This is a genomic window from Paraburkholderia lycopersici (assembly GCF_900096975.1).
Taxonomy (GTDB): domain Bacteria; phylum Pseudomonadota; class Gammaproteobacteria; order Burkholderiales; family Burkholderiaceae; genus Paraburkholderia; species Paraburkholderia lycopersici.
Genome location: NZ_FMYQ01000001.1, coordinates 503,663 through 523,364 on the forward strand (window position 1 = coordinate 503,663; position 19,702 = coordinate 523,364).

The window sequence follows — 19,702 nt, forward strand, 5'->3', positions numbered from 1 at the left end:
CCGGGTCGATCAAGCTGGATCGCGTGCCCGCCCGCGCGCCGCAAGGAGACCTCCGACATGGCATTGCCCGCCGTCCTGCAGAATCTCTCGCTGCCCGTCGTGGGCTCGCCGATGTTCATCGTCAGCTACCCGGAGCTCGTGCTCGCGCAGTGCAAGGCGGGCATCGTCGGCTCGTTTCCGGCGCTCAACGCACGCCCCGCCGAGCTGCTCGGCGAATGGCTCACGCAGATCAAGGCCGGGCTGGCCGCGCACAAGGCCGCGAACCCCGAGGCCGTGATCGGCCCGATCGCCGTCAACCAGATCGTGCATCAGTCGAATGCGCGGCTCGAGCACGACGTGCGCGTGTGCGTCGAGCATCAGGTGCCGATCTTCATCACCAGCCTGCGCGCGCCGCCGAAGGAACTGCTCGACGCCGTGCACAGCTACGGGGGAATCGTGCTGCACGACGTCATCAACCTGCGCCATGCGGGCAAGGCGCTCGAAGCCGGCGTGGACGGCCTGATTCTCGTGGCCGCCGGCGCGGGCGGCCATGCGGGCACGACCTCGCCGTTCGCGCTGGTGGGCGAAGTGCGGCGCATCTTCGACGGCCCGATCGTGCTCTCGGGCGCGATCGCCAACGGCGGCTCGATCCTCGCCGCGCAGGCCATGGGCGCGGACCTCGCGTACATGGGCACGCGCTTCATCGCCACGCGCGAGGCGCACGCGGTGGACGCCTACAAGCACGCCATCCTCGAAGCGAAAGCCGCCGACATCGTCTACACGAACCTGTTCACCGGCGTGCATGGCAATTACATCCGCGAAAGCATTGTGAACGCCGGCCTCGATCCGGACGCGCTGCCCGAATCGGACAAGTCGAAGATGGACTTCGGCGCCGGCACCTCTAAGGCGAAGGCCTGGAAGGACGTCTGGGGCGCGGGCCAGGGCGTGGGTCTGATGGACGACGTGCCTTCCGTGGCGGAACTCGTCGTGCGGCTCAAGCGCGAGTACGACGAGACGAAGGCGCGGTTGGGCATCGCGCGCTGAGCCGTCCCCGACGCTGCTATGCCGACGTGCGCGGCGAGGCGCCCCGCAACGCCGCGTCGGCGCCGGCGTTGAGCGCCGCCGCACGGATCGCTTCCACGCCGGGCCACAGTTCGTGCTCCGAAAAACGCGCGGCGAGGAAATCCACGAACGAGCGCACTTTCGCCGAGAGATGGCGGCGGCTCGCATACACGGCATAGATCGGCAATTCGCGCGGCGGCAGCGCGTCCACGAGCAGCGGCACGAGGCGGCCTTCGGCAATGTCGTCGCCGACGACCTCGGTGCCGAGCATCGCCAGGCCACCGCCTTGCAGCACCACCACGCGCAGCGCCTCCAGGTGATTGACGATGAGGTTGCCGCCGGGCTTCGGCTTCACGCCGGCGGCGGCGCCCTCCGCGAACAGCGCGAGTTCCTGCGCCGAAGCGCCTGCGTACTGCACGAAGTTGTGGCGCGCGAGATCGGCGACGGTCCTGGGCGCGCCGTGGCGGCGCAGGTATTCGGGCGAGGCGCACAGCACGATATGCGCGGTGGCGAGCGGCCGGGCGATCAGCGACGACGACTTGAGCCCCGAAGGCGCCGCACGGATCGCCACGTCGAAGCCTTCGTCGATCAGTTCGACCACGCGGTCGGAAAGCGTGATGTCGACGGTCACCTGCGGAAACCCGGCGGCGTAGTCGGCGACCGCCCCCATCACGTGACGCAGCCCGAACGCCGTGAGCGACGACACGCGCAGCCGCCCTTGCGGCACGACGCTCGCCGCGCCCACGGCCTGGCCGGCTTCGTCGAGCTCGGTGAGCGCCTGGGCCACGCGTTCGTAATACTCGCGCCCCGCCTCGGTGGGCGCGACGCGCCGCGTGGTGCGGTTCAGCAGACGCGCGCCGAGCTGCTGCTCCAGATGCATGACATGCTTGCTCGCCATCGCCGCGGACATGTCCATGCGCTCGGCCGCCGCGACGAAGCTGCCCGCCTCCACCACCTGGCGGAACACTTTCATGCTGACGAGGGTATCCATCGCGCGGCCTTCGACTCGAAAATAAATGGGCAGGAATCAATCGGCGTTATTGTCCCCGGTTTATCAAATAAAGGTGTTGAAACTCGCAGGCGCCGGGCGCGCCGGAAAACAAAAAACCCCGCGCTGCGTGCAACGCGGGGTTTTTCGGGAAAACCGCCCAACGGCGGCGTGCAAGGCGGCGCCGTTCAGAACTTCGCGCGCAGGCCCACGCCGTATGTCTGGCCGCTCGACATGTTGTCGAAGTGGTCGTACATGTAGGCAGCGTAGACGTCGGTGCGCTTGGAGAGCGCGTAGTCGTAGCCGACGGCCGCCGTCTGGCGCGTCTGGTTCAGGCCGCCGCCGTCGCGCGAGTAGGCGTAGGAGGCCATGACGGTACCCGGTCCGACCGGCGCCGTCACGCCGCCTTGCGCCGTGTTCACGTGCCAGCTGCCGACCTGCTGCCAGTTCGCCGTATACATGTACTGGCCGAAGAACTTCACGTACTTGAGATCGTACGAAAGGCCGACTTGCGCCACGCCCTGGCTCTTCAGGCCGATGACGGTCGTGTCGCCGCTCACGATGCTGCCGATGTCGCCCGGCGTGTTGTTGAAGTTCACGTACTGATAGACGGCCGTCGCCGCGAACGGGCCGTGGAAGTACAGGCCCTGCACGCTCCACTTCTTCGAGCCGTTCTGGCCGGCCTGGTTGCCGAACGCGTACATGGCCGAGCCCGAGAGGCCGTTGAAGTTGGGCGTGGAGTACTGGACCGCGTTGTTCCAGCCCGAGTCGCCCACCACGCCCTGGTCGGTCGTGTAGGTCGGGAACGTCGAGAGGCCGAGGTACACGTGGTACACCATCGGCGAGAAGGTGTACGAATCGATGAACGGATTGAACAGAATCGTCGAAACGAAGAGTTGCGTCGTGAGACGCCCCGCCGTGACGGTGCCGTACGGCGATTCGACGCCGACGTACGCGTTGCGCGCGAAGAACGTGTCGCCGGCGAAGCGGCCGTACTGGCCGTTTTGCGCGCGGAAGAAGCTCTCCAGCGTGAAGATCGCCTTATAGCCGCCGCCCAGGTCCTCGGACCCCTTCATGCCCCAGTATGACGTCGACATGCCCCCGCCGCCGACGTTCCAGGCCGTCTGACCGCCCGGAAATTTCGTCGCCCCGACCCATTCGTCGACCTGACCATAAAGCTGGACGCTCGATTGCGCGAACGCCGCCGACGACGCGGCGAGGACGGCGGCGAGCGCACTCGCCTTCAGGGTGGTGCACAGCGCGCGGCTGACCGTTGTATTCATGGGTTCTCCTGTCTTTGTCAAAAAAGGGTGTCGGGCGGCTGAGGCGCTCGCGCAAGTTTTTGTTTTTTCGTCGTTCGCAGGCGTGGCCGTTCTGGGCGGATCCATCTTTGCGGACCATTTTCATGGTCAAAAATCGACGGTGTTATTGCCGGTATATGGGGCGGAATAGTTTGCCGTCGATGAAGCCTGCCTCACCCCGGTTTTCCCCCGCCGAAAACGCATTGCATCGCATTGCATTGCGCTGCGCCGCAGCTCGCGGGGCCACGCCAGGCGCGGCGCTCACGCTTGCCGCGCGTTGCGAATGACGCGCTGCCATAGCGAAAGCGAGATTTGAGACGAAAGGTTTCTGTGTGACGAGAGATTTCCAAAAAAGTGTGGTATCCACGCGTCAGTTTTCGGTGAGCGCAGAAATACGGCTTCTTTGGGATGCGTGCCGACGACGCCGACAGGCAAGCGCCTGGAGCGAATCGAGGGAAAAGAGGGAAATGAACCGGAATAGCGGCCGGCGGCGGCGCTCAGTTCCGGTAAGGCGAAGGCATCGGCGGGCGCGGGACTTCGCCGCCAGTACGCGGGAACTGCCGGAACGTGGCGCGTTCCTCGTTGTAGCGGGCGACGTCTTCGCGAATCGAGCCCGCACGCACCGGCGAGTCGGCCGGCGGATGCGGCACCTGACGCGTTTCCGCGCTGACCGTCGTGATAGGGTTGCCGCGGTAGCCGCCGCCGTAGCCGCCAAAAGGCGTGCCGTAGGCGTACTCGCGACGGGGCGCCTGCGGCTGGACCTGCCCTTGCCATTGATTCGGCGCGCGCGCGCCGCCACGCTCGCGCCGGCCGCCTGGTTCGGCTACGCGCATGGGCGAGGCGGCGTAGCCAAGAGCGCGGCTGCGGCTGGGCATCCCCTGTTCGCCGTAAACGGCGCTGCGGTAACCGCCGCGCGGCGCGGACATCGAATGCACGGCGGACGCGCGCGCGAATCCGCCCCCGCCATACCCCGAAAAACCGGGCTGCGCATGGGCGAACGCAATGAAGACCGCCAACCCGGCCCCCATGACCCACTGTCCCAGTTTTGACCACCCTGCGTGCATCGTGACGTTTCACCTGCCCGAGGTTTGCGCTTGGCAACCCGCCACTCGGGCCATGGCGGGCCAGTCCCGGGATGCGCATCGCGCAGCGCGTAACGATTGCCGCCACAACGGTTCGAACATCCCTTTGACGGTAATTTATGGGCGTGCCGAATGGGTGTCGAGCCAAAAGATGTTATGCCGCCCGAAGGGTTGTAACACCATGTTACTGAAGGATTTTCAGGAAGCGGGACAGGCCTCGGAAGGCCACCCGGCAAGGCGTTCCGCGAGGTCCGCCTTGTGCGCAAACGATCATGCGATGGTCTGAAGAATGCGCGGACTCCTCACCACTTTCGGTCTCGCAAGCGGGTTTCGCGTGCCGATCAGGATGCGACTGACGAGATATGCAGGCAGGCGCAATACATGCGCATCCTTCATCAATCGATGCCTCAAATGAATTTGCTTTTTCAATCGGCTTGCGCCGACAATAGACATCCCGATCACCCGTTGCACGCACACCGATCCGCGCGCAGCCAGGCGCCCCCGCGCGCACTTGAGATTGTCCGATGGCCCGTCCGAAATTCCTGCCCGATAACTTCACCCTTTGCCTCGTCGGCACGGTGATTCTTGCGAGCCTGTTCCCGGTGCACGGCCACGCCGCCGCCGCGTTCAACTGGCTCACCAACGTCGCTGTCGGGCTGCTGTTCTTCCTGCACGGCGCCAAGCTTTCGCGCGAGGCGATCATCGCCGGCGCGACGCACTGGCGGCTGCACCTCGTCGTGCTGATCAGCACCTTCATCCTCTTCCCGGTGCTCGGTCTCGCGCTCAAGCCCGTGCTTTCGCCGCTCGTCACGCCGGCGCTCTACGCGGGCGTGCTGTTCCTCTGCACGCTGCCCTCGACCGTGCAATCGTCCATCGCCTTCACGTCGATCGCGCGCGGCAACGTGCCCGCCGCCGTCTGCAGCGCCTCGGCGTCGAGCCTGATCGGCATCTTCGTCACGCCCGCGCTCGTGAGCCTCATCGTCACGAACCAGAGCGCGAGCGGCGGCTCGGCCTGGCACACCGTCTGGAACATCGTGCTGCAACTGCTCGTGCCGTTCGTGGCAGGCCAGTTGCTGCGCCCGGTGATCGGCCGCTGGATCGAGCGCAACAGGGGCGTGCTCAAGTTCGTCGACCAGGGCTCGATCCTGCTCGTGGTGTTCGGCGCGTTTTCCGAGGCCGTCAACGAAGGGCTCTGGCATCACATTCCGCTCACCGCGCTCGGCGGACTGCTCGTCGTGAACGCGGTGCTGCTCGCGCTCGCGCTCGGCATCACGATGTTCACGAGCAAGAAGCTCGGCTTCTCGCGCGCCGACCAGATCACCATCATTTTCTGCGGCTCGAAAAAGAGCCTCGCGGCCGGCGTGCCGATGGCGAAGGTCATCTTCGCGTCGAACGCCGTGGGCGCGGTCGTGCTGCCGCTCATGCTGTTCCATCAGATCCAGTTGATGGTGTGCGCGGCGCTCGCCCAGCGCTGGGGCGCTCGCGACATGAGCGCCGAGCGCGCCGCCAGCGCGGGCGACGAGTCGCGCTCCGGCCCGAACAAGCATTCAGCGGCGGCCGCGCGCCGCTGAGCGCCAATCGACACGTCGTGCGGGAGGCGCAACGCCGTCGCCCCGCCGTCGCCCCGCCGCGTCGCGCGCCGGACCAATCCGGCTGCCCGGCGAATTCCCCTTCCCCTTCCCCTTCCGGCCCCCGCGCCAGCCTTCCCGCCCTCCCGCGCCCATCCGCCGCACGCCCCAGACCGCGCGGCCTCGGCGCTGTCACCAAAATTTCATTCAATTCATTCGATCATATGCCGTTAAGTTCAACGTCTTCGCCCGTTCTGGCTTGTCCATGTCTGCTCGCGCGCCACTCCTTCACGCCACACCCGGCGTTGCGGCACTGATCGCACAGCGCCAGTTGCGCGCCGTTTTCCAGCCCATTGTCGATTTCGAGGGCGGCGCGATTCTCGGCTATGAAGGACTCATCCGCGGGCCGGCCGGCTCGCCGCTAGAAACGCCCGCCGCGCTGTTCGCGCGTGCCGGCGACGAGCAATGCACCGCCGCGCTCGAACGCGCGGCCGCCCGCACCTGCATCGAGACCTTCGCTTCGCTCGACTGTCCCGGCAAGCTGTTCCTCAATTTCAGCGCCGACGCGCTGCGCCAGCTCACCGCGGCCGGCGACGAGGCCCTCGCGCTCTTCGACGGCCCGATCGCCCCCACGCGCGTCGTGATCGAGCTCACCGAGCAAAGCGCCGTCGACGACCTGCGCAACTTCTTGCCCGTCGTCGACACGCTGCGCGCGGCCGGTGCGCAGTTCGCGCTCGACGACTACGGCACCGCCAACGCAAGCCTCAATCTCTGGGTGAAATTGCAGCCCGACGTCGTGAAGATCGACCGCTTCTTCATCCACGACATCGCCAACGACGCGCTCAAGTTCAAGGCCGTGCGCGCCATGCAGCATTTCGCGCAGGCAAGCGGGGCGCGGCTCGTGGCGGAAGGCATCGAGAACGCCGCCGACCTGATCGTGCTGCGCGACATGGGCATCGCGTGCGGCCAGGGCTTCTTCTTCGGCCACCCCGAGCGGGAGCCGCTGCGCGTGCTCGCGCGCGAGGCGCGCGAGGCGATTCGCGCGGACCATATCGCCGTATTCCCGGAGGCCACGCGCAACGCCGCCACACAGCCCGCGGGCGGCGGCGCGCCAGCCGGCAAGATGCTGGTGCGCGCGCCCGCGCTGCCGCGCCACGCGACCAACAACGACGTACTCGACCTCTTCAACGGCCTGCCCGATCTGCACGCCGTGGCCGTCGTGGAAGGCGAAACGCCCGTCGCCCTTATCAACCGGCGCGCGTTCATGGACCGCTATGCGCTGCCGTACCACCGCGAACTGTTCGGCAAGAAGGCCTGCCTGCAGTTCGCCAACGCACAGCCCGTGTTGATCGAGCAGTCGATGACCGTCGAGCAGATGGCCACTCTGCTCGCGAGCGACGATCAGCGCTATCTCGCCGATGGCTTCGTCATTACCGACAACGGCCGCTACGCCGGGCTCGGCACCGGCGAGAGCCTCGTGCGCGCCGTGACGGAGGTGCGCATCCAGGCCGCGCGCTACGCGAATCCGCTCACCTTTTTGCCGGGCAACATCCCCATCAGCTCGCACATCGAGCGCCTGCTCTCGCACGACGCGGGCTTTCATGCCTGCTACGTTGACCTGAACCAGTTCAAGCCCTTCAACGATCAGTACGGCTACTGGCAGGGCGACGAAGTGCTGAAGTTCGCGGCCACGGTGCTCGCCGACGCCTGCGATCCCACGCGCGACTTCCTTGGCCACGTGGGCGGCGACGACTTCCTGATCCTGTTCCAGAGCGAAACGTGGCACGCCCGCGCGCGCCAGGCCATCAAGACGTTCAACGAAGGCGCGCAGCGCTTCTACGCGCCGGGCGACCGGCTGGCGGGCGGCATACAGGGCGAGGACCGCCATGGCAACGCCACCTTCTTCACTTTTGTGACGATGGCGATCGGCTGCGTGCACATCGCGCCGGGCCAGGGCGCGCGGCACAGCAGCGACGCCATCGCATCGCTCGCGGCCCTCGCGAAGCGCCGCGCGAAGCACGAAGCCACGGGCCTCGTCGTGATCGACGGCAGCACCAGCGCCGACCTGCTTCCCACGCTCGGCGCGACGCCGGGCGAAGCCGCCGACGCCTGACGGTCGCGGACCGCGATTTCCCCTAAAAGCACCCGGAAACAGAACGGGCCGGCCGCACGCCGGCCCGTTGCGCTTTCGCTTGCCTCCATGCAGCGCCGCCGCTAGATCGTCCCCATCAGCACGAGCACGACCACCACGACGACGACGATGCCAAGCGTGCCGGAAGGCGCGTAGCCCCATGAGCGGCTATACGGCCAGGCCGGGAACGCGCCGACGAGCAGCAGGATCAGAATGACCAGAAGCAGGGTGCCGAGCATGATGCCTCCGTAAGTCGAATGTTGTACCCGGCTTTCAGCAACGCTCATGCCCGAGCGCTTGTTTAGTTAATTTTACTAAACATGTAATTTTACGTTTATCTCTCTTGTTTACGGGTATCTACCGGGGTGTTTCAGCGCTGTATTGGGGGTTTTTTGAAGATTTTTACTATACAATCGCCGCACACCTGACCACTCGCGGAACGCGCACCGCATCACCGCAAGCCAGGAACGCAAGCCAGAAACCATGGGGACAACCATTCGTGACGTCGCGCAGGCGGCCAACGTGTCGATCGGCACGGTGTCGCGCGCGCTGAAAAACCAGCCGGGCCTCTCCGAGGCCACGCGCGGGCGCATCGTCGAAGTTGCGCGCGCGCTCGGCTACGACTGCGCGCAACTGCGCCCGCGCATTCGCCGTCTCACTTTCCTGCTGCACCGTCAGCACAACAACTTCGCCGCGAGCCCCTTCTTCTCGCACGTGCTGCACGGCGTGGAAGACGCCTGCCGCGAGCACGGCATCGTGCCCGCGCTGCTCACGGCCGGCCCCGCCGACGACACCGCCCAGCAGTTGCGCCTGCACGCGCCCGACGCCATTGCCGTGGCGGGCTTCGTCGAGCCGGAAATGCTCGCCGCGCTCGTCGCGCTGCAACGGCCGCTCGTGTTGATCGACCTGTGGGCGCCGGGCCTGCGCTCGGTGAACGTCGACAACGCCGCGGGCGCCGCGCTCGCCATGCAGCATCTGTTCGCGCTCGGGCGGCGGCGCATCGCGTTCATCGGCGGGTCGCTCGCGCATTACAGCATCGCGCAGCGCGCGCTCGGCTACCGGCGCGCGTTCTTCGAAGCGGGGTTGCTGTTCGACCCGTCGCTCGAAACGACAATAGACGGCGGACTCGATCCCGACACGGGCGCGTCGCTCGCCATGCAGCGCTTGATCGACGCCGCGCGCGCCGCGTCGCGCCCGACGCCCGACGCCCTCTTCGCCTATAACGACGCCGCCGCGCTCGCGGCCATGCGCGTATGCCTCGCCAACGGCCTGCGCGTGCCCGAGGACGTCGCCATCGTCGGCTTCGACGACATCGCGGGCGCGACGCACGCCACGCCGCCGCTCTCGACCATCGCCGTCGACAAGGAAGCGCTCGGGCGGCGCGGCGTCGAGCTGCTGCTCGAAGATGCGCCCGCCGACACCGAACTCCGCTTGCCGGTGCAACTGGTCGCTCGCGCGAGCACGCTGGGCGCGGCGCCCGCGAACGGCACCGGCGCGCCCGACGGCCGCCGCACCGCGAGTACGCCGCTCGCCGCGACTGCAACCGGGTCATGCATCGCGACGCCGCAAGGCGTCGAAAGCGCCCGGTCGAAAGCACTCGCCGAAGACACGTTGAAAGCACGCTGAAGCCACGTCCAAGCCAGAAGAGAAAGCCATGACGACGACCGCCTCCCCCGCACCCGCACACCCCGTCGCCGCGCCGAGCGTCGCGAGCTTTCGCGACCGCGGCTTCCTGCTCGGCCATGTGCAGGACACGCTGCGCTTCTATGCGCCGAACGTGCTCGATCCGACGGGCGGCTTTTTCCACTACTTCCGCGACGACGGCTCCGTCTACAACGCGCACTCGCGGCATCTCGTGAGCAGTTGCCGTTTCGTCTTCAACTATGCGATGGCGTATCGCGAGTTCGACGACGCGCGACACCTCGAATACGCGCGCCACGGCCTGCAGTTCCTGCGCGACGGCCACTGGGACCCGCAACTGCAGGGTTACGACTGGGAGATCGACTGGCGCGAGGGCAAGAAGCGCACGCTCGACGGCACGCGCCACTGCTACGGGCTCGCCTTCGTGCTGCTTGCCTACGCGCACGCGGCGATGGCCGGCATCGAGGAAGCGCGGCCGATGATCGGCGCGACCTTCGAGCTGATGGAGCACCGCTTCTGGGACGGCGCGGCGGGTCTCTACGCCGACGAGGCGAGCGCCGACTGGATCGTCTCCGGCTATCGCGGCCAGAACGCGAACATGCATACGACCGAGGCGCTGCTCGCGGCCTACGAGGCGACCGGCCATCTCGTCTATCTCGACCGCGCGGAACGCGTCGCTTCGAACATCACGCTGCGCCAGGCGAAGCTTTCGCAAGGTCTGGTGTGGGAGCACTTTCACGCGGACTGGTCGGTGGACTGGCATTACAACGAGGAAGACAGTTCGAACATCTTCCGTCCGTGGGGCTTCCAGCCCGGCCATCAAACGGAGTGGGCGAAGCTGCTCCTGCTCCTTGAGCGCCACCGTCCGCTGCCGTGGCTGCTGCCGCGCGCGATCGAACTGTTCGACGCCGCCATGGCGCGCGCCTGGGACAACGATCACGGCGGCCTCTACTACGGCTTCGGCCCGGACGGCACCGTGTGCGATCACGACAAGTACTTCTGGGTGCAGGCCGAAACGTTCGCCACGGCGGCGCTGCTCGGCAAGCGCACGGGCAACGAGCGTTTCTGGGACTGGTACGACGAGATCTGGCGTTATAGCTGGGCGAACTTCGTCGATCATCGCTACGGTGCGTGGTATCGCATACTCACCTGCGACAACCGCAAGTACAGTGACGAAAAAAGCCCCGCCGGCAAGACCGACTATCACACCATGGGCGCATGCTACGAAGCGCTGAACGCGCTGCCCGGGCGCGGCATGGCGCCGGCCGCGGGACGCGAACGCGAGGAAACCGCCGCTGCCGGCGCGAACGGCGGCAACGGCGCGAGCACCACGAACACCACGAGCACCGCGAGCGGCCAGAACCAGTCCGAGGACTAAGACGATGAGCACGTGCAGCACCGGTCCGGACTTCTCGTCCGGCTTCCCGGCCTTCATCTCGGCCGGCGACATCCTCACCGATCTCGTGCGCAGCGCTGCGCCCGAGGGCGCGCCGCACGCCTCGCAGCCGGGTGCGGACTCGCACTGGCGCGCGCATCCGGGCGGCGCGGGCTGGAACGTCGCGCGCGCGGTGGCGCGCCTCGGGCTGCCCACGGCGTGCGTGGGATCGCTCGGCGTCGACAACTTCTCGGACGAGCTGTGGAACGCGAGCGTGGCCGCCGGTCTCGACATGCGCTTCATGCAACGCGTGGAGCGCGCGCCGCTGCTCGCGATCGTCCATCAAACGCATCCGCCCGCGTACTACTTCATCGGCGACAACAGCGCCGACCTCGCCTTCGACCCCGCGAAGCTGCCCGAAGGCTGGCGTGCGCACGCGAAGTGGGCGCACTTCGGCTGCATCAGCCTCGTGCGCCAGCCGCTCGGCGAAACACTCGCCATGCTCGCCGCCGAACTGCGCGCGGCCGGCGTGAAGATCAGCTTCGATCCGAACTACCGCAACCTCATGGCGCACGGCTACGAGCCGGTCCTGCGCCGCATGGCCGCGCTCGCCGACCTCATCAAGGTCTCCGACGAAGACCTGCGCATGCTGTTCGCCGGCAAGACCGAGGCCGAAGCCATCGACGCGATGCGCGCGCTCAATCCGGCCGCCACGCTGCTCGTCACGCGCGGTGCGCAGGCGGCCACGCTCTACGCGGGCGACGAGGTGCTCGAAGCGGCCCCCCCACGCGTCGAGGTGGCCGATACCGTCGGCGCGGGCGACGCTTCCATCGGCGGGCTGCTGTTCAGCCTGATGAGCGCGCCGCAGCGCACCTGGCGCCAGCATCTCGCCTTCGCGCTCGCCGCGGGCGCGGCCGCGTGCCGCCGGCCCGGCGCCCATTCGCCGACGCTCGACGAAGTCGTTGCGCTGCTCGCCGACTAGCGCACGGTGCATCGCCGGGACGCGGCGCGGCGCTGACACGAAAGCGCCGCGCCGCCGTCATGTGCGTGTCCCGCAGCCGCGCGGGCAACGTGCTAGCATGGAATTTCCCTCTTGTTGCCGGTGAGCGAGCGAAGCGCGCACTCACCCGCATGGCGGGATCCACGCAGCCCGACGAGGGTTTCCTTCCCAACGGAGCACGACAAGGGGAGCACGTTATGGAAGACGTCACCTACACCAAGGGGATCTACACGGCCGTCGCAACGGTGCGGCCCATGAACGCCGGCCAGTACCAGGGCCTGGTCTCCCTGGCGCGCGACGACGGCGAGGAACTCGAGAACGCGGTCTACGAAGTCGAAGCCGCGTCGGGCACGCCGGAAGAAGCTCTCGAAGAAGCCAAGGCGCTGGCGCACCGCATTCTTGGCGAACTCGAACTGTAGGTCGCCATCGGCCGCGCGGCGCGGCGCGGGTAAACCGGCCGGCGCGGGACGCGATGGCACCGTGGAGGTCATCATGACCGAACAGCTCTTTCTCTATGGCGTCTACGCCATCCACGTGCATCCGCTCGAACTGCAGGGCGCGCGCTGGGACGCCGAGTATCAGATCACGCATCGCGACAAGGCCGTGCAGCCGTGGATCACGATCGGCGGCAATGCGGGCTTCGACGCCCCCGCGCAAGCCGTGGACGCCGCGCGCCGCCAGGCCATCGCCGACATCGAGCACGGTGCGGGCATTCCGAAGCCGCACGGGTTTCCGTAAACGGTCCGCTTTGCCCTGCCGCCCGTTCCCGCCTCGTTCCCGCGTGCTCCCGCCCGTATAGCCGGCGCGACGCGACCGCGCGTGCCGCCCCGCCCAGCGGCCGCCGGTGCATTGCCGTCTTGCGGAACGCGGCTTCGCCGGGCATCCGGCCCGCTTGTCCTGTCCCGTCGGCATTGCTACGCTCGTCTTCTCACGACAGATCCGCAGGGACCATCATGACGCCCGAAACGCCGGAGCGCTTCGCGAACCAGGAAGCCGCCCAGGAGGCCGAACCGGCATCCGGTGATTCGCCGGGCGTGGACATGGCGCCCCGCAAAGCCGGGGCGTCCAGCAGAGCGAAACGCCGGACAATGCGCGGCGCGCCGCGCAAGCTGCTGATCGGCTCGCACGAAGTGCTCGTCTACGGCATGCCGCTGCAAACCTGGGGCGACTTCTATCACACGGCGCTCACCATGCGCTGGCCCACGTTCTTCGCCTCGCTCGCGGGCCTCTTCCTCCTGCTTAACGGCGTGTTCGCATGCCTCTACCAGCTCGGCGCCGCGCCCATCGCCAACCAGTACCCGCAGGGCTTTCTCGGCGCGTTCTTCTTCAGCGTGGAAACGCTCGCGACGGTCGGCTACGGCGACATGCATCCGCAGACGATCTACGCGCATGTCGTCGCCACGCTCGAAATCTTCGTCGGCATGGCCGGGGTCGCGTTGGCCACGGGCCTCGTGTTCGCGCGCTTCTCGCGCCCGCGCGCCAAGATCATGTTCGCCCGCGAAGTGGTGGTGCATCCCATCGAAGGCCGCATGACGCTGATGGCGCGCGCCGCCAACGCGCGCCAGAACGTGATCGCCGAAGCGGGCGCGAAGCTGCGGCTGATCCGCGTCGAGACGTCGTCGGACGGCTATCGCGCGCGGCGCATTCACGACCTCAAGCTCGTGTGCGACCAGCATCCGCTTTTCACGCTGGGCTGGAATCTCATGCATGTGATCGACGAAACGAGCCCGCTCTACGGCATCACGCCCGAGACGCTCGCGAGCCAGCACGCCACGCTGCACCTGGTGATCGAGGGCTCCGACGAGTCGACCGCGCAGACCATGCAGGCGCGCTATAGCTGGTCCAACCGGCAGATCCGCTGGCACTACCGCTACGTCGATCTGATGAGCGACGTGGACGGCGTGAGCACGATGGACTACGCGCACTTTCACGACGTCACGCCGTTCGATGGGGCAAAACCTTACGGGCCTCGCGTGATCTGAGGGGACACCCGGAGCGGGCCACGCCCGGTTGGCGCGGACATAGCGAAAAATCTCGCTCGAAATCGGGCGATCGCGGGTGGCCTCTCGCGCGAAAAACCGGCAGCGCCGGAGAGTTAGCAAAAAATTTCCGTCATTGGCGCGAAAAAATAGAGGCTCTTCCCGCCGCGCTCCCCAGGAGCGTACGACAGCAATAAATGGAGACTCCCCCAATGACCGCGCGCCCCGCGTTCGGCGATACCGCTGCTTCGCCGCTCGATGCCCCGCCTCTCGCCGACTACCAGCTCGCCGACAATCTCACCGCCACGCGCGGCCGCATCTTCCTCACCGGCACCCAGGCGCTGATCCGCCTCGCGCTCATGCAGCGCGCCGTCGATGCCGCGCGCGGGCTGAACACCGCGGGCTTCATCAGCGGTTATCGCGGCTCGCCGCTCGGCATGGTCGACCAGCAGGCGTGGAAGGCGAAGAAGCTGCTCGACGCCGCCAACGTGCGCTTTCTGCCCGCCATCAACGAAGAACTCGGCGGCACCGCCGTGCTCGGCACGCAGCGCGTCGAAGCGGACCCCGAGCGCACCGTCGAAGGCGTGTTCGCGATGTGGTACGGCAAGGGCCCCGGCGTCGATCGCGCCGGCGACGCGCTCAAGCACGGCAACGCCTACGGCTCGTCGCCGCACGGCGGCGTGCTCGTGGTGGCCGGCGACGATCACGGCTGCGTGTCGTCGTCGATGCCGCATCAAAGCGACTTCGCGATGATGGCGTGGCACATGCCCGTCGTGAATCCGTCGAACGTCGCGGACATGCTCGAATTCGGCCTCTACGGCTGGGCGCTCTCGCGCTACTCGGGCGCGTGGGTGGGCTTCAAGGCGATTTCGGAGACGGTGGAGTCAGGCTCGACCGTCGATCTCGACGCGCTCGAAACCGGCTGGCAGGCGCCCGAAGGTCACAACGCGCCGCCGGGCGGCCTGCACAACCGCTGGCCCGATCTGCCGAGCCTCGCCATCGAGCAGCGCCTCGCGGCCAAGCTCGACGCCGTGCGCCACTTCGCGCGCGCGAACAGCATCGACAAGTGGATCGCGCCGAGCCCGCACGCGAACGTCGGCATCGTCACGTGCGGCAAGGCGCATCTCGATCTGATGGAGGCGCTGCGCCGCCTCGGCCTCACGGTCGAGGATCTGGATCGCGCGGGCGTGCGCATCTACAAGGTGGGCCTCTCGTTTCCGCTGGAACTGTCGCGCCTCGACGCGTTCGTCGCGGGCCTCGCCGACGTGCTCGTGATCGAGGAAAAGGGCCCCGTGATCGAACAGCAGATCAAGGATCACCTCTACAACCGCAAGGCAGACGCGCGCCCGACCGTGACCGGCAAGCACGCCGAGGACGGCACGCCGCAGCTCTCCGAACTCGGCGAGCTGCGCCCGTCGCGCATCCTGCCCGTGTTCGCCGCGTGGCTCGCGAAGCACCGGCCCGCGCTCGACCGCCGCGAGCGCGTGGTCGATCTCGTCGCGCCGCAGATCCTCTCGAACGCCGCCGACGCCGTGCGCCGCACGCCCTACTTCTGCTCGGGCTGCCCGCACAACACCTCGACGAAAGTGCCCGAAGGCTCCATCGCGCAGGCCGGCATCGGCTGTCACTTCATGGCTTCGTGGATGGAGCGCGACACCACGGGCCTGATCCAGATGGGCGGCGAAGGCGTGGACTGGGCCGCGCATTCGATGTTCACGAACACGCGCCACGTGTTCCAGAATCTCGGCGACGGCACCTACTTTCATTCAGGCATCCTCGCGATCCGCCAGGCGGTGGCCGCGCAGGCCAACATCACCTACAAGATCCTCTACAACGACGCCGTCGCGATGACGGGCGGTCAGCCCGTGGACGGCAGCATCTCGGTGCCGCAGATCGCGCGCCAGGTGGAGGCCGAGGGCGTCTCGCGCTTCGTGGTGGTGAGCGACGAGCCCGAAAAATACGACGGCCATCACGGCCTGTTCCCGAAGGGCACGACGTTCCATCACCGCGACGAACTCGACGCCGTGCAGCGCGAACTGCGCGACACGCCGGGCGTGACCGTGCTGATCTACGACCAGACCTGCGCCGCCGAAAAACGCCGCCGCCGCAAGAAGGGCGAATTCCCCGACCCGGACCGGCGCCTCTTCATCAACGAGGAAGTGTGCGAAGGCTGCGGCGACTGCGGCGTGCAGTCGAACTGCCTCTCGGTCGAGCCCGTCGAGACCGAACTGGGCCGCAAGCGCCGCATCGACCAGTCGTCGTGCAACAAGGACTTCTCGTGCGTGAACGGCTTCTGCCCGAGCTTCGTCACGATCGAAGGCGGCAAGCTCAGGAAGGCCGCGGGCGCGGCGTTCGACCCGCAGGCGCTCGACGTGCGCGTGAAGGCGCTGCCGGTTCCGGCCACGCATCTCGACGACGCGCCCTACGACATCCTCGTCACGGGCGTCGGCGGCACGGGGGTCGTGACCGTGGGCGCGCTCATCAGCATGGCCGCGCATCTGGAGGGCAAGAGCGCCTCGGTGCTCGACTTCATGGGCTTCGCGCAGAAGGGCGGCTCGGTGCTCTCGTTCGTGCGCTTCGCGGCCACCGACGCGCTGCTCAACCAGGTGCGCATCGACACGCAGCAGGCCGACCTGCTGCTCGCCTGCGACATGGTGGTGGGCGCAAGCGCCGACGCGCTGCAGACGGTGCGCCACGACCGCACGCGCATCGTCGTGAACACCCACGAGATTCCGAACGCGTCGTTCGTGCAGAACCCCGAGGCGAACCTGCACGCCGACGCGCTGCTCGCGAAGATGCGCCACGCGGCGACGGGCGGTACGACGCGCGAGCAAGACCCGCTCGCCAGGTGCGATGCCCAGGCCCTCGCGCAGCGCTATCTCGGCGACACCATCGGCGCGAACATCGTGATGCTCGGCTTCGCGTGGCAGCTCGGGCTCGTGCCGGTCTCGCTCGCGGCGCTCATGCGCGCGATCGAGCTGAACAACGTGGCCGTGCAGGCCAACCTGTTCGCGTTCTCGATCGGGCGCATGGCAGCCGCCGACCCGGCCGCGCTCGAAGCGCTCGACGCCGCGCGCAGGCAGGCCGCCGCGCCGCAGCGCGCGCCGGATTTCACGCAAACGCTCGACGAACTGGTCGCCGATCGCGAAGCGCGTCTCGTTGCCTACGGCGGCGCGCGCTATGCGAAGCGCTATCGTGCGTTGGCCGACGCCGCCCGCGCCGCCGACAAGAGCGCCGATCAAGTGCTCGCGCGCGCCGTCGCGACGACGTTCTACCGCCTGCTGGCCGTCAAGGACGAATATGAAGTCGCGCGCCTGCACACCGATCCGGCATTCCGCGCCGCGCTCGAAGCGCAGTTCGAAGGCACGGCGGGCCGCGACTTCAAGGTGAAGTTCAACATGGCGCCGCCCGTGATCGCGCGCGCGAAGCACGGCCAGACGCCGCGCAAGCTGCAGTTCGGCCAGTGGCTCTGGAGCGCGCTCGCGCTGCTCTCGAAGGGGCGCGGGATGCGCGGCACGCGGCTAGATCCGTTCGGCCGCACGCTCGAACGCAGGATGGAACGCGCGCTCGCCGACGACTACGAAGCGACGCTGCGTGCCGCGCTGCCGTGCATCACGGCCGGGAATGCCGCCGATCTCGCGAAGCTCGCGGGTCTGCATCAGCGCGTGCGCGGCTACGGCCACGTGAAGCTCGCGAACCTCGCGGCCGTCAAGCGCAGCGAGCGCGAACTGGCGGCGCGCCTTGGCATTGTCGTGAAGACGAGCGCCGCGGTGGACGAAGCGCTCGCGTCGTTCAAGGGCGCGGGCGCGCTGCGCGGCATTCCGGTGGTCGTCGCGAAATGACGGGAGGACGCCCGGGAGCACGCCGTTCGTCTGGGCGGCGCGCTTTTCCCGTGCGTTCATCCGGCTGGCAGGGTCCGCACTCGCCGCCCTTTTCGTCCCGGATGCGCGGCTACTCGAACCAGTCGATATCGCCGCACAGCACGCAAAGGCGCTCGCCGGCCTGCACGGCCATCGAAAGCGTCACGCAGGGCAGCGCCTCGTTGATCGACAGATACGGCCCCGTCACATGCATGCCCGGCGTCACGAGCGCCGCGCGAAAGTACGGACGACGCAGCCAGCTCGCGCCCTGTGCGTCTTCGAGCGGCAGAAAACGCGCGTCGCGCTCGGCGCGATCGACGCGCAGCACCACGTTGCGGCCCGCCTGCCTGCCGTTCGAATCGAGCAGATAGCAGCGCGCCGCATGATCGAGCGCGAGGAAATTCCAGCACACCTCTTCGAGCGGCTCGCCCGCCGAAAGCCGCTCGGCCGCGCGCTCGAATGCGCGCAGGTACGGCGCGAGCCGGTTCGTCTCGCCGCGCTCGCGCGTTTCGGTCTGCTGACGAAAGCGCTCCGTCGCCTCGGCAATCACGCCCTGCACGTGCGCGGCGTCGGTGAGACCGGGCGCGGGCCGCGCGAAGAAGAAGCCCTGCACGAAGTCCGCGTTGCAGGCGAGCGCGAGCTGCGCCTCGTGCTCCGTCTCCACGCCCTCGATCAGCACGAGCTTGCCCGCGTCGTGCAGCAGCGCAACGAGCGCGGGCAGCGTCGCGGCCATGTCGGCGCGATGCTGCGCGTGCATGAGCATGATGCGGTCGAGCTTCACGATATCCGGGTTGAGCTGCCAAACGCGGCCGATGTCCACGTTGCCCGCGCCGAAGTCGTCGAGCGCGACGAGAAAGCCGCGCTCGCGAAACGACGCCACGGCCTGCGCGAGCGCCTCGAGATCGGTCGCTTCGTCCTCGAGCACCTCGAGCACCACGCGCCGCGGCGCGATGTTCAGGCGCCGCAGGTTGGCGAGCAGCGCCGCCGAGTGATACGCCTCGATCAGCGTGCCCGGATGCACGTTGAGAAAGAGCCATTCGCGCTCGGCGCCGAGCAGCGCGAAGTTCTCCAGATGCAGCCCCTGGGCGAGCCGGTCCACCAGCAGCGCCTCGCCCACGCGCGCGGCGTCACCGAACACGTCGAGCGGCGAGACCGGGCGGTCGAGCGGATCGTGCGCGCGCAGCAAGCCTTCATAGCCCACCGCGCGCATGTGCGAGAGGCTGAACACTGGCTGAAACACGCTCGTGAGCGTGAGGTCGCCGTGATGCGCGCTGTAGCGCTGCAGCCCCGAGGTGACGCTGAGATCGAAGCCGTGGGGAACCACGGCGGTTTTGTCCTGTTGCTCTGTGATCATGCCATCCTCTAGCGCATAGGAAGGACGCTGCAATGCAGCGCGAACCTCGCACGGCCTGCACGTTCATCCATAGCCTGATTTTCGTTGCGTCACAGGACTGGACCAAGCAAGGTCCGTGCTCGCTCGCGCCGCGATCTGGCACGCATCGACAAATGCGCTCGCGCCCATCGCGTGCGCCGCGAAAGGGCACGCCGTGCACCGCGCGAGACACCGGGCAGCGCACCATAATCGTGCGCCTTTCTTCGCGCGCTTGCTCGGGCAGTGGCGCACACAAGCGCGCGAATCGCGACGATCGCGCGCCCTGGCCCGTGCCAATGCGGGCCAACCGCACCCGGCTGCCGGCGCGGCCGTGCGCGCTTCACGGCGGCGCGCGTCTTCGTCG

15 protein-coding genes and 1 pseudogene are annotated in these 19,702 nt (G+C 67.9%); 10 read left to right on the plus strand and 6 right to left on the minus strand.

Going from position 1 to position 19,702, the window contains the following annotated elements:
• Positions 1–57: 57 nt before the first annotated feature.
• Positions 58–1,023 carry an NAD(P)H-dependent flavin oxidoreductase gene (locus BLU17_RS02215; protein WP_091993802.1) on the plus strand — a complete coding sequence of 322 codons (966 nt, stop codon included), beginning with the start codon at positions 58–60 and terminating at the stop codon, positions 1,021–1,023.
• A 16-nt stretch (positions 1,024–1,039) separates the two neighbouring features.
• Here BLU17_RS02215 and BLU17_RS02220 read toward each other — a convergent pair whose 3' ends face one another.
• From BLU17_RS02220 to BLU17_RS32995, 4 genes are all read right to left on the minus strand, one after another.
• On the minus strand, positions 1,040–2,032 hold the full coding sequence (locus BLU17_RS02220) for a LysR family transcriptional regulator (RefSeq protein ID WP_091993805.1): 993 nt from the start codon (positions 2,030–2,032) through the stop codon (positions 1,040–1,042).
• 185 nt (positions 2,033–2,217) lie between these two features.
• On the minus strand, positions 2,218–3,312 hold the full coding sequence (locus tag BLU17_RS02225; RefSeq protein WP_091993807.1) for a porin: 1,095 nt from the start codon (positions 3,310–3,312) through the stop codon (positions 2,218–2,220).
• A 515-nt stretch (positions 3,313–3,827) separates the two neighbouring features.
• Complete coding sequence (locus tag BLU17_RS02230) at positions 3,828–4,358, minus strand: hypothetical protein (RefSeq protein WP_091993809.1); 531 nt, start codon at positions 4,356–4,358, stop codon at positions 3,828–3,830.
• A gap of 324 nt (positions 4,359–4,682) precedes the next feature.
• Positions 4,683–4,883 (minus strand): hypothetical protein, encoded by a 201-nt coding sequence (locus BLU17_RS32995; RefSeq protein ID WP_176928888.1) that lies wholly within the window; start codon positions 4,881–4,883, stop codon positions 4,683–4,685.
• A gap of 53 nt (positions 4,884–4,936) precedes the next feature.
• Here BLU17_RS32995 and BLU17_RS02235 point away from each other — a divergent pair, with 53 nt between their 5' ends.
• Both BLU17_RS02235 and BLU17_RS02240 read left to right on the plus strand, forming a co-directional pair.
• Entirely contained in the window at positions 4,937–5,983 is a 1,047-nt protein-coding gene (locus tag BLU17_RS02235) for a bile acid:sodium symporter family protein (protein WP_091993812.1), read from the plus strand.
• A 262-nt stretch (positions 5,984–6,245) separates the two neighbouring features.
• Positions 6,246–8,093, plus strand: coding sequence for an EAL domain-containing protein (locus BLU17_RS02240; protein WP_091993815.1), 1,848 nt, complete (start codon positions 6,246–6,248; stop codon positions 8,091–8,093).
• Between the two features lie 101 nt (positions 8,094–8,194).
• Here BLU17_RS02240 and BLU17_RS02245 read toward each other — a convergent pair whose 3' ends face one another.
• Positions 8,195–8,350, minus strand: coding sequence for a DUF3309 family protein (locus BLU17_RS02245; RefSeq protein WP_042265605.1), 156 nt, complete (start codon positions 8,348–8,350; stop codon positions 8,195–8,197).
• 244 nt (positions 8,351–8,594) lie between these two features.
• On the opposite strand from BLU17_RS02245, the pseudogene BLU17_RS02250 reads away from it, so the two are divergent.
• From BLU17_RS02250 to BLU17_RS02280, 7 genes and pseudogenes are all read left to right on the plus strand, one after another.
• Positions 8,595–9,587, plus strand: a pseudogene (locus BLU17_RS02250) (LacI family DNA-binding transcriptional regulator); the annotation flags it as partial.
• A 178-nt stretch (positions 9,588–9,765) separates the two neighbouring features.
• On the plus strand, positions 9,766–11,130 hold the full coding sequence (locus BLU17_RS02255; RefSeq protein WP_091993817.1) for an AGE family epimerase/isomerase: 1,365 nt from the start codon (positions 9,766–9,768) through the stop codon (positions 11,128–11,130).
• Positions 11,131–11,134: 4 nt separating this feature from the next.
• Positions 11,135–12,109 carry a carbohydrate kinase family protein gene (locus tag BLU17_RS02260; protein ID WP_091993819.1) on the plus strand — a complete coding sequence of 325 codons (975 nt, stop codon included), beginning with the start codon at positions 11,135–11,137 and terminating at the stop codon, positions 12,107–12,109.
• A gap of 215 nt (positions 12,110–12,324) precedes the next feature.
• Positions 12,325–12,546 carry a hypothetical protein gene (locus BLU17_RS02265; RefSeq protein ID WP_091993821.1) on the plus strand — a complete coding sequence of 74 codons (222 nt, stop codon included), beginning with the start codon at positions 12,325–12,327 and terminating at the stop codon, positions 12,544–12,546.
• A gap of 73 nt (positions 12,547–12,619) precedes the next feature.
• A complete protein-coding gene (locus BLU17_RS02270) occupies positions 12,620–12,865 on the plus strand; it encodes a hypothetical protein (RefSeq protein WP_091993823.1) in 246 nt (81 codons plus the stop codon).
• Positions 12,866–13,167: 302 nt separating this feature from the next.
• The gene (locus BLU17_RS02275; RefSeq protein ID WP_176928900.1) at positions 13,168–14,109 is read left to right on the plus strand and encodes an ion channel; all 942 of its coding nucleotides are present in this window, start codon (positions 13,168–13,170) and stop codon (positions 14,107–14,109) included.
• Positions 14,110–14,318: 209 nt separating this feature from the next.
• A complete protein-coding gene (locus BLU17_RS02280; RefSeq protein WP_091993826.1) occupies positions 14,319–17,948 on the plus strand; it encodes an indolepyruvate ferredoxin oxidoreductase family protein in 3,630 nt (1,209 codons plus the stop codon).
• Positions 17,949–18,057: 109 nt separating this feature from the next.
• On the opposite strand, the gene BLU17_RS02285 is transcribed toward BLU17_RS02280, so the two are convergent.
• On the minus strand, positions 18,058–19,320 hold the full coding sequence (locus tag BLU17_RS02285) for an EAL domain-containing protein (protein WP_091993828.1): 1,263 nt from the start codon (positions 19,318–19,320) through the stop codon (positions 18,058–18,060).
• Between the last annotated feature and the right edge of the window lie 382 nt (positions 19,321–19,702).

Bases quoted from the DNA above. Each gene is read 5' to 3' on its own strand.
- BLU17_RS02260 (WP_091993819.1), top strand. From the start codon at position 11,135: ATGAGCACGTGCAGCACCGGTCCGGACTTCTCGTCCGGCTTCCCGGCC.
- BLU17_RS02265 (WP_091993821.1), top strand. From the start codon at position 12,325: ATGGAAGACGTCACCTACACCAAGGGGATCTACACGGCCGTCGCAACG.
- BLU17_RS02280 (WP_091993826.1), top strand. From the start codon at position 14,319: ATGACCGCGCGCCCCGCGTTCGGCGATACCGCTGCTTCGCCGCTCGAT.
- BLU17_RS02240 (WP_091993815.1), top strand. From the start codon at position 6,246: ATGTCTGCTCGCGCGCCACTCCTTCACGCCACACCCGGCGTTGCGGCA.
- BLU17_RS02245 (WP_042265605.1), bottom strand. From the start codon at position 8,350: ATGCTCGGCACCCTGCTTCTGGTCATTCTGATCCTGCTGCTCGTCGGC.
- BLU17_RS02285 (WP_091993828.1), bottom strand. From the start codon at position 19,320: ATGATCACAGAGCAACAGGACAAAACCGCCGTGGTTCCCCACGGCTTC.
- BLU17_RS02270 (WP_091993823.1), top strand. From the start codon at position 12,620: ATGACCGAACAGCTCTTTCTCTATGGCGTCTACGCCATCCACGTGCAT.
- BLU17_RS02235 (WP_091993812.1), top strand. From the start codon at position 4,937: ATGGCCCGTCCGAAATTCCTGCCCGATAACTTCACCCTTTGCCTCGTC.
- BLU17_RS02225 (WP_091993807.1), bottom strand. From the start codon at position 3,312: ATGAATACAACGGTCAGCCGCGCGCTGTGCACCACCCTGAAGGCGAGT.
- BLU17_RS02255 (WP_091993817.1), top strand. From the start codon at position 9,766: ATGACGACGACCGCCTCCCCCGCACCCGCACACCCCGTCGCCGCGCCG.
- BLU17_RS02215 (WP_091993802.1), top strand. From the start codon at position 58: ATGGCATTGCCCGCCGTCCTGCAGAATCTCTCGCTGCCCGTCGTGGGC.
- BLU17_RS02220 (WP_091993805.1), bottom strand. From the start codon at position 2,032: ATGGATACCCTCGTCAGCATGAAAGTGTTCCGCCAGGTGGTGGAGGCG.
- BLU17_RS02275 (WP_176928900.1), top strand. From the start codon at position 13,168: ATGGCGCCCCGCAAAGCCGGGGCGTCCAGCAGAGCGAAACGCCGGACA.
- BLU17_RS02230 (WP_091993809.1), bottom strand. From the start codon at position 4,358: ATGGGGGCCGGGTTGGCGGTCTTCATTGCGTTCGCCCATGCGCAGCCC.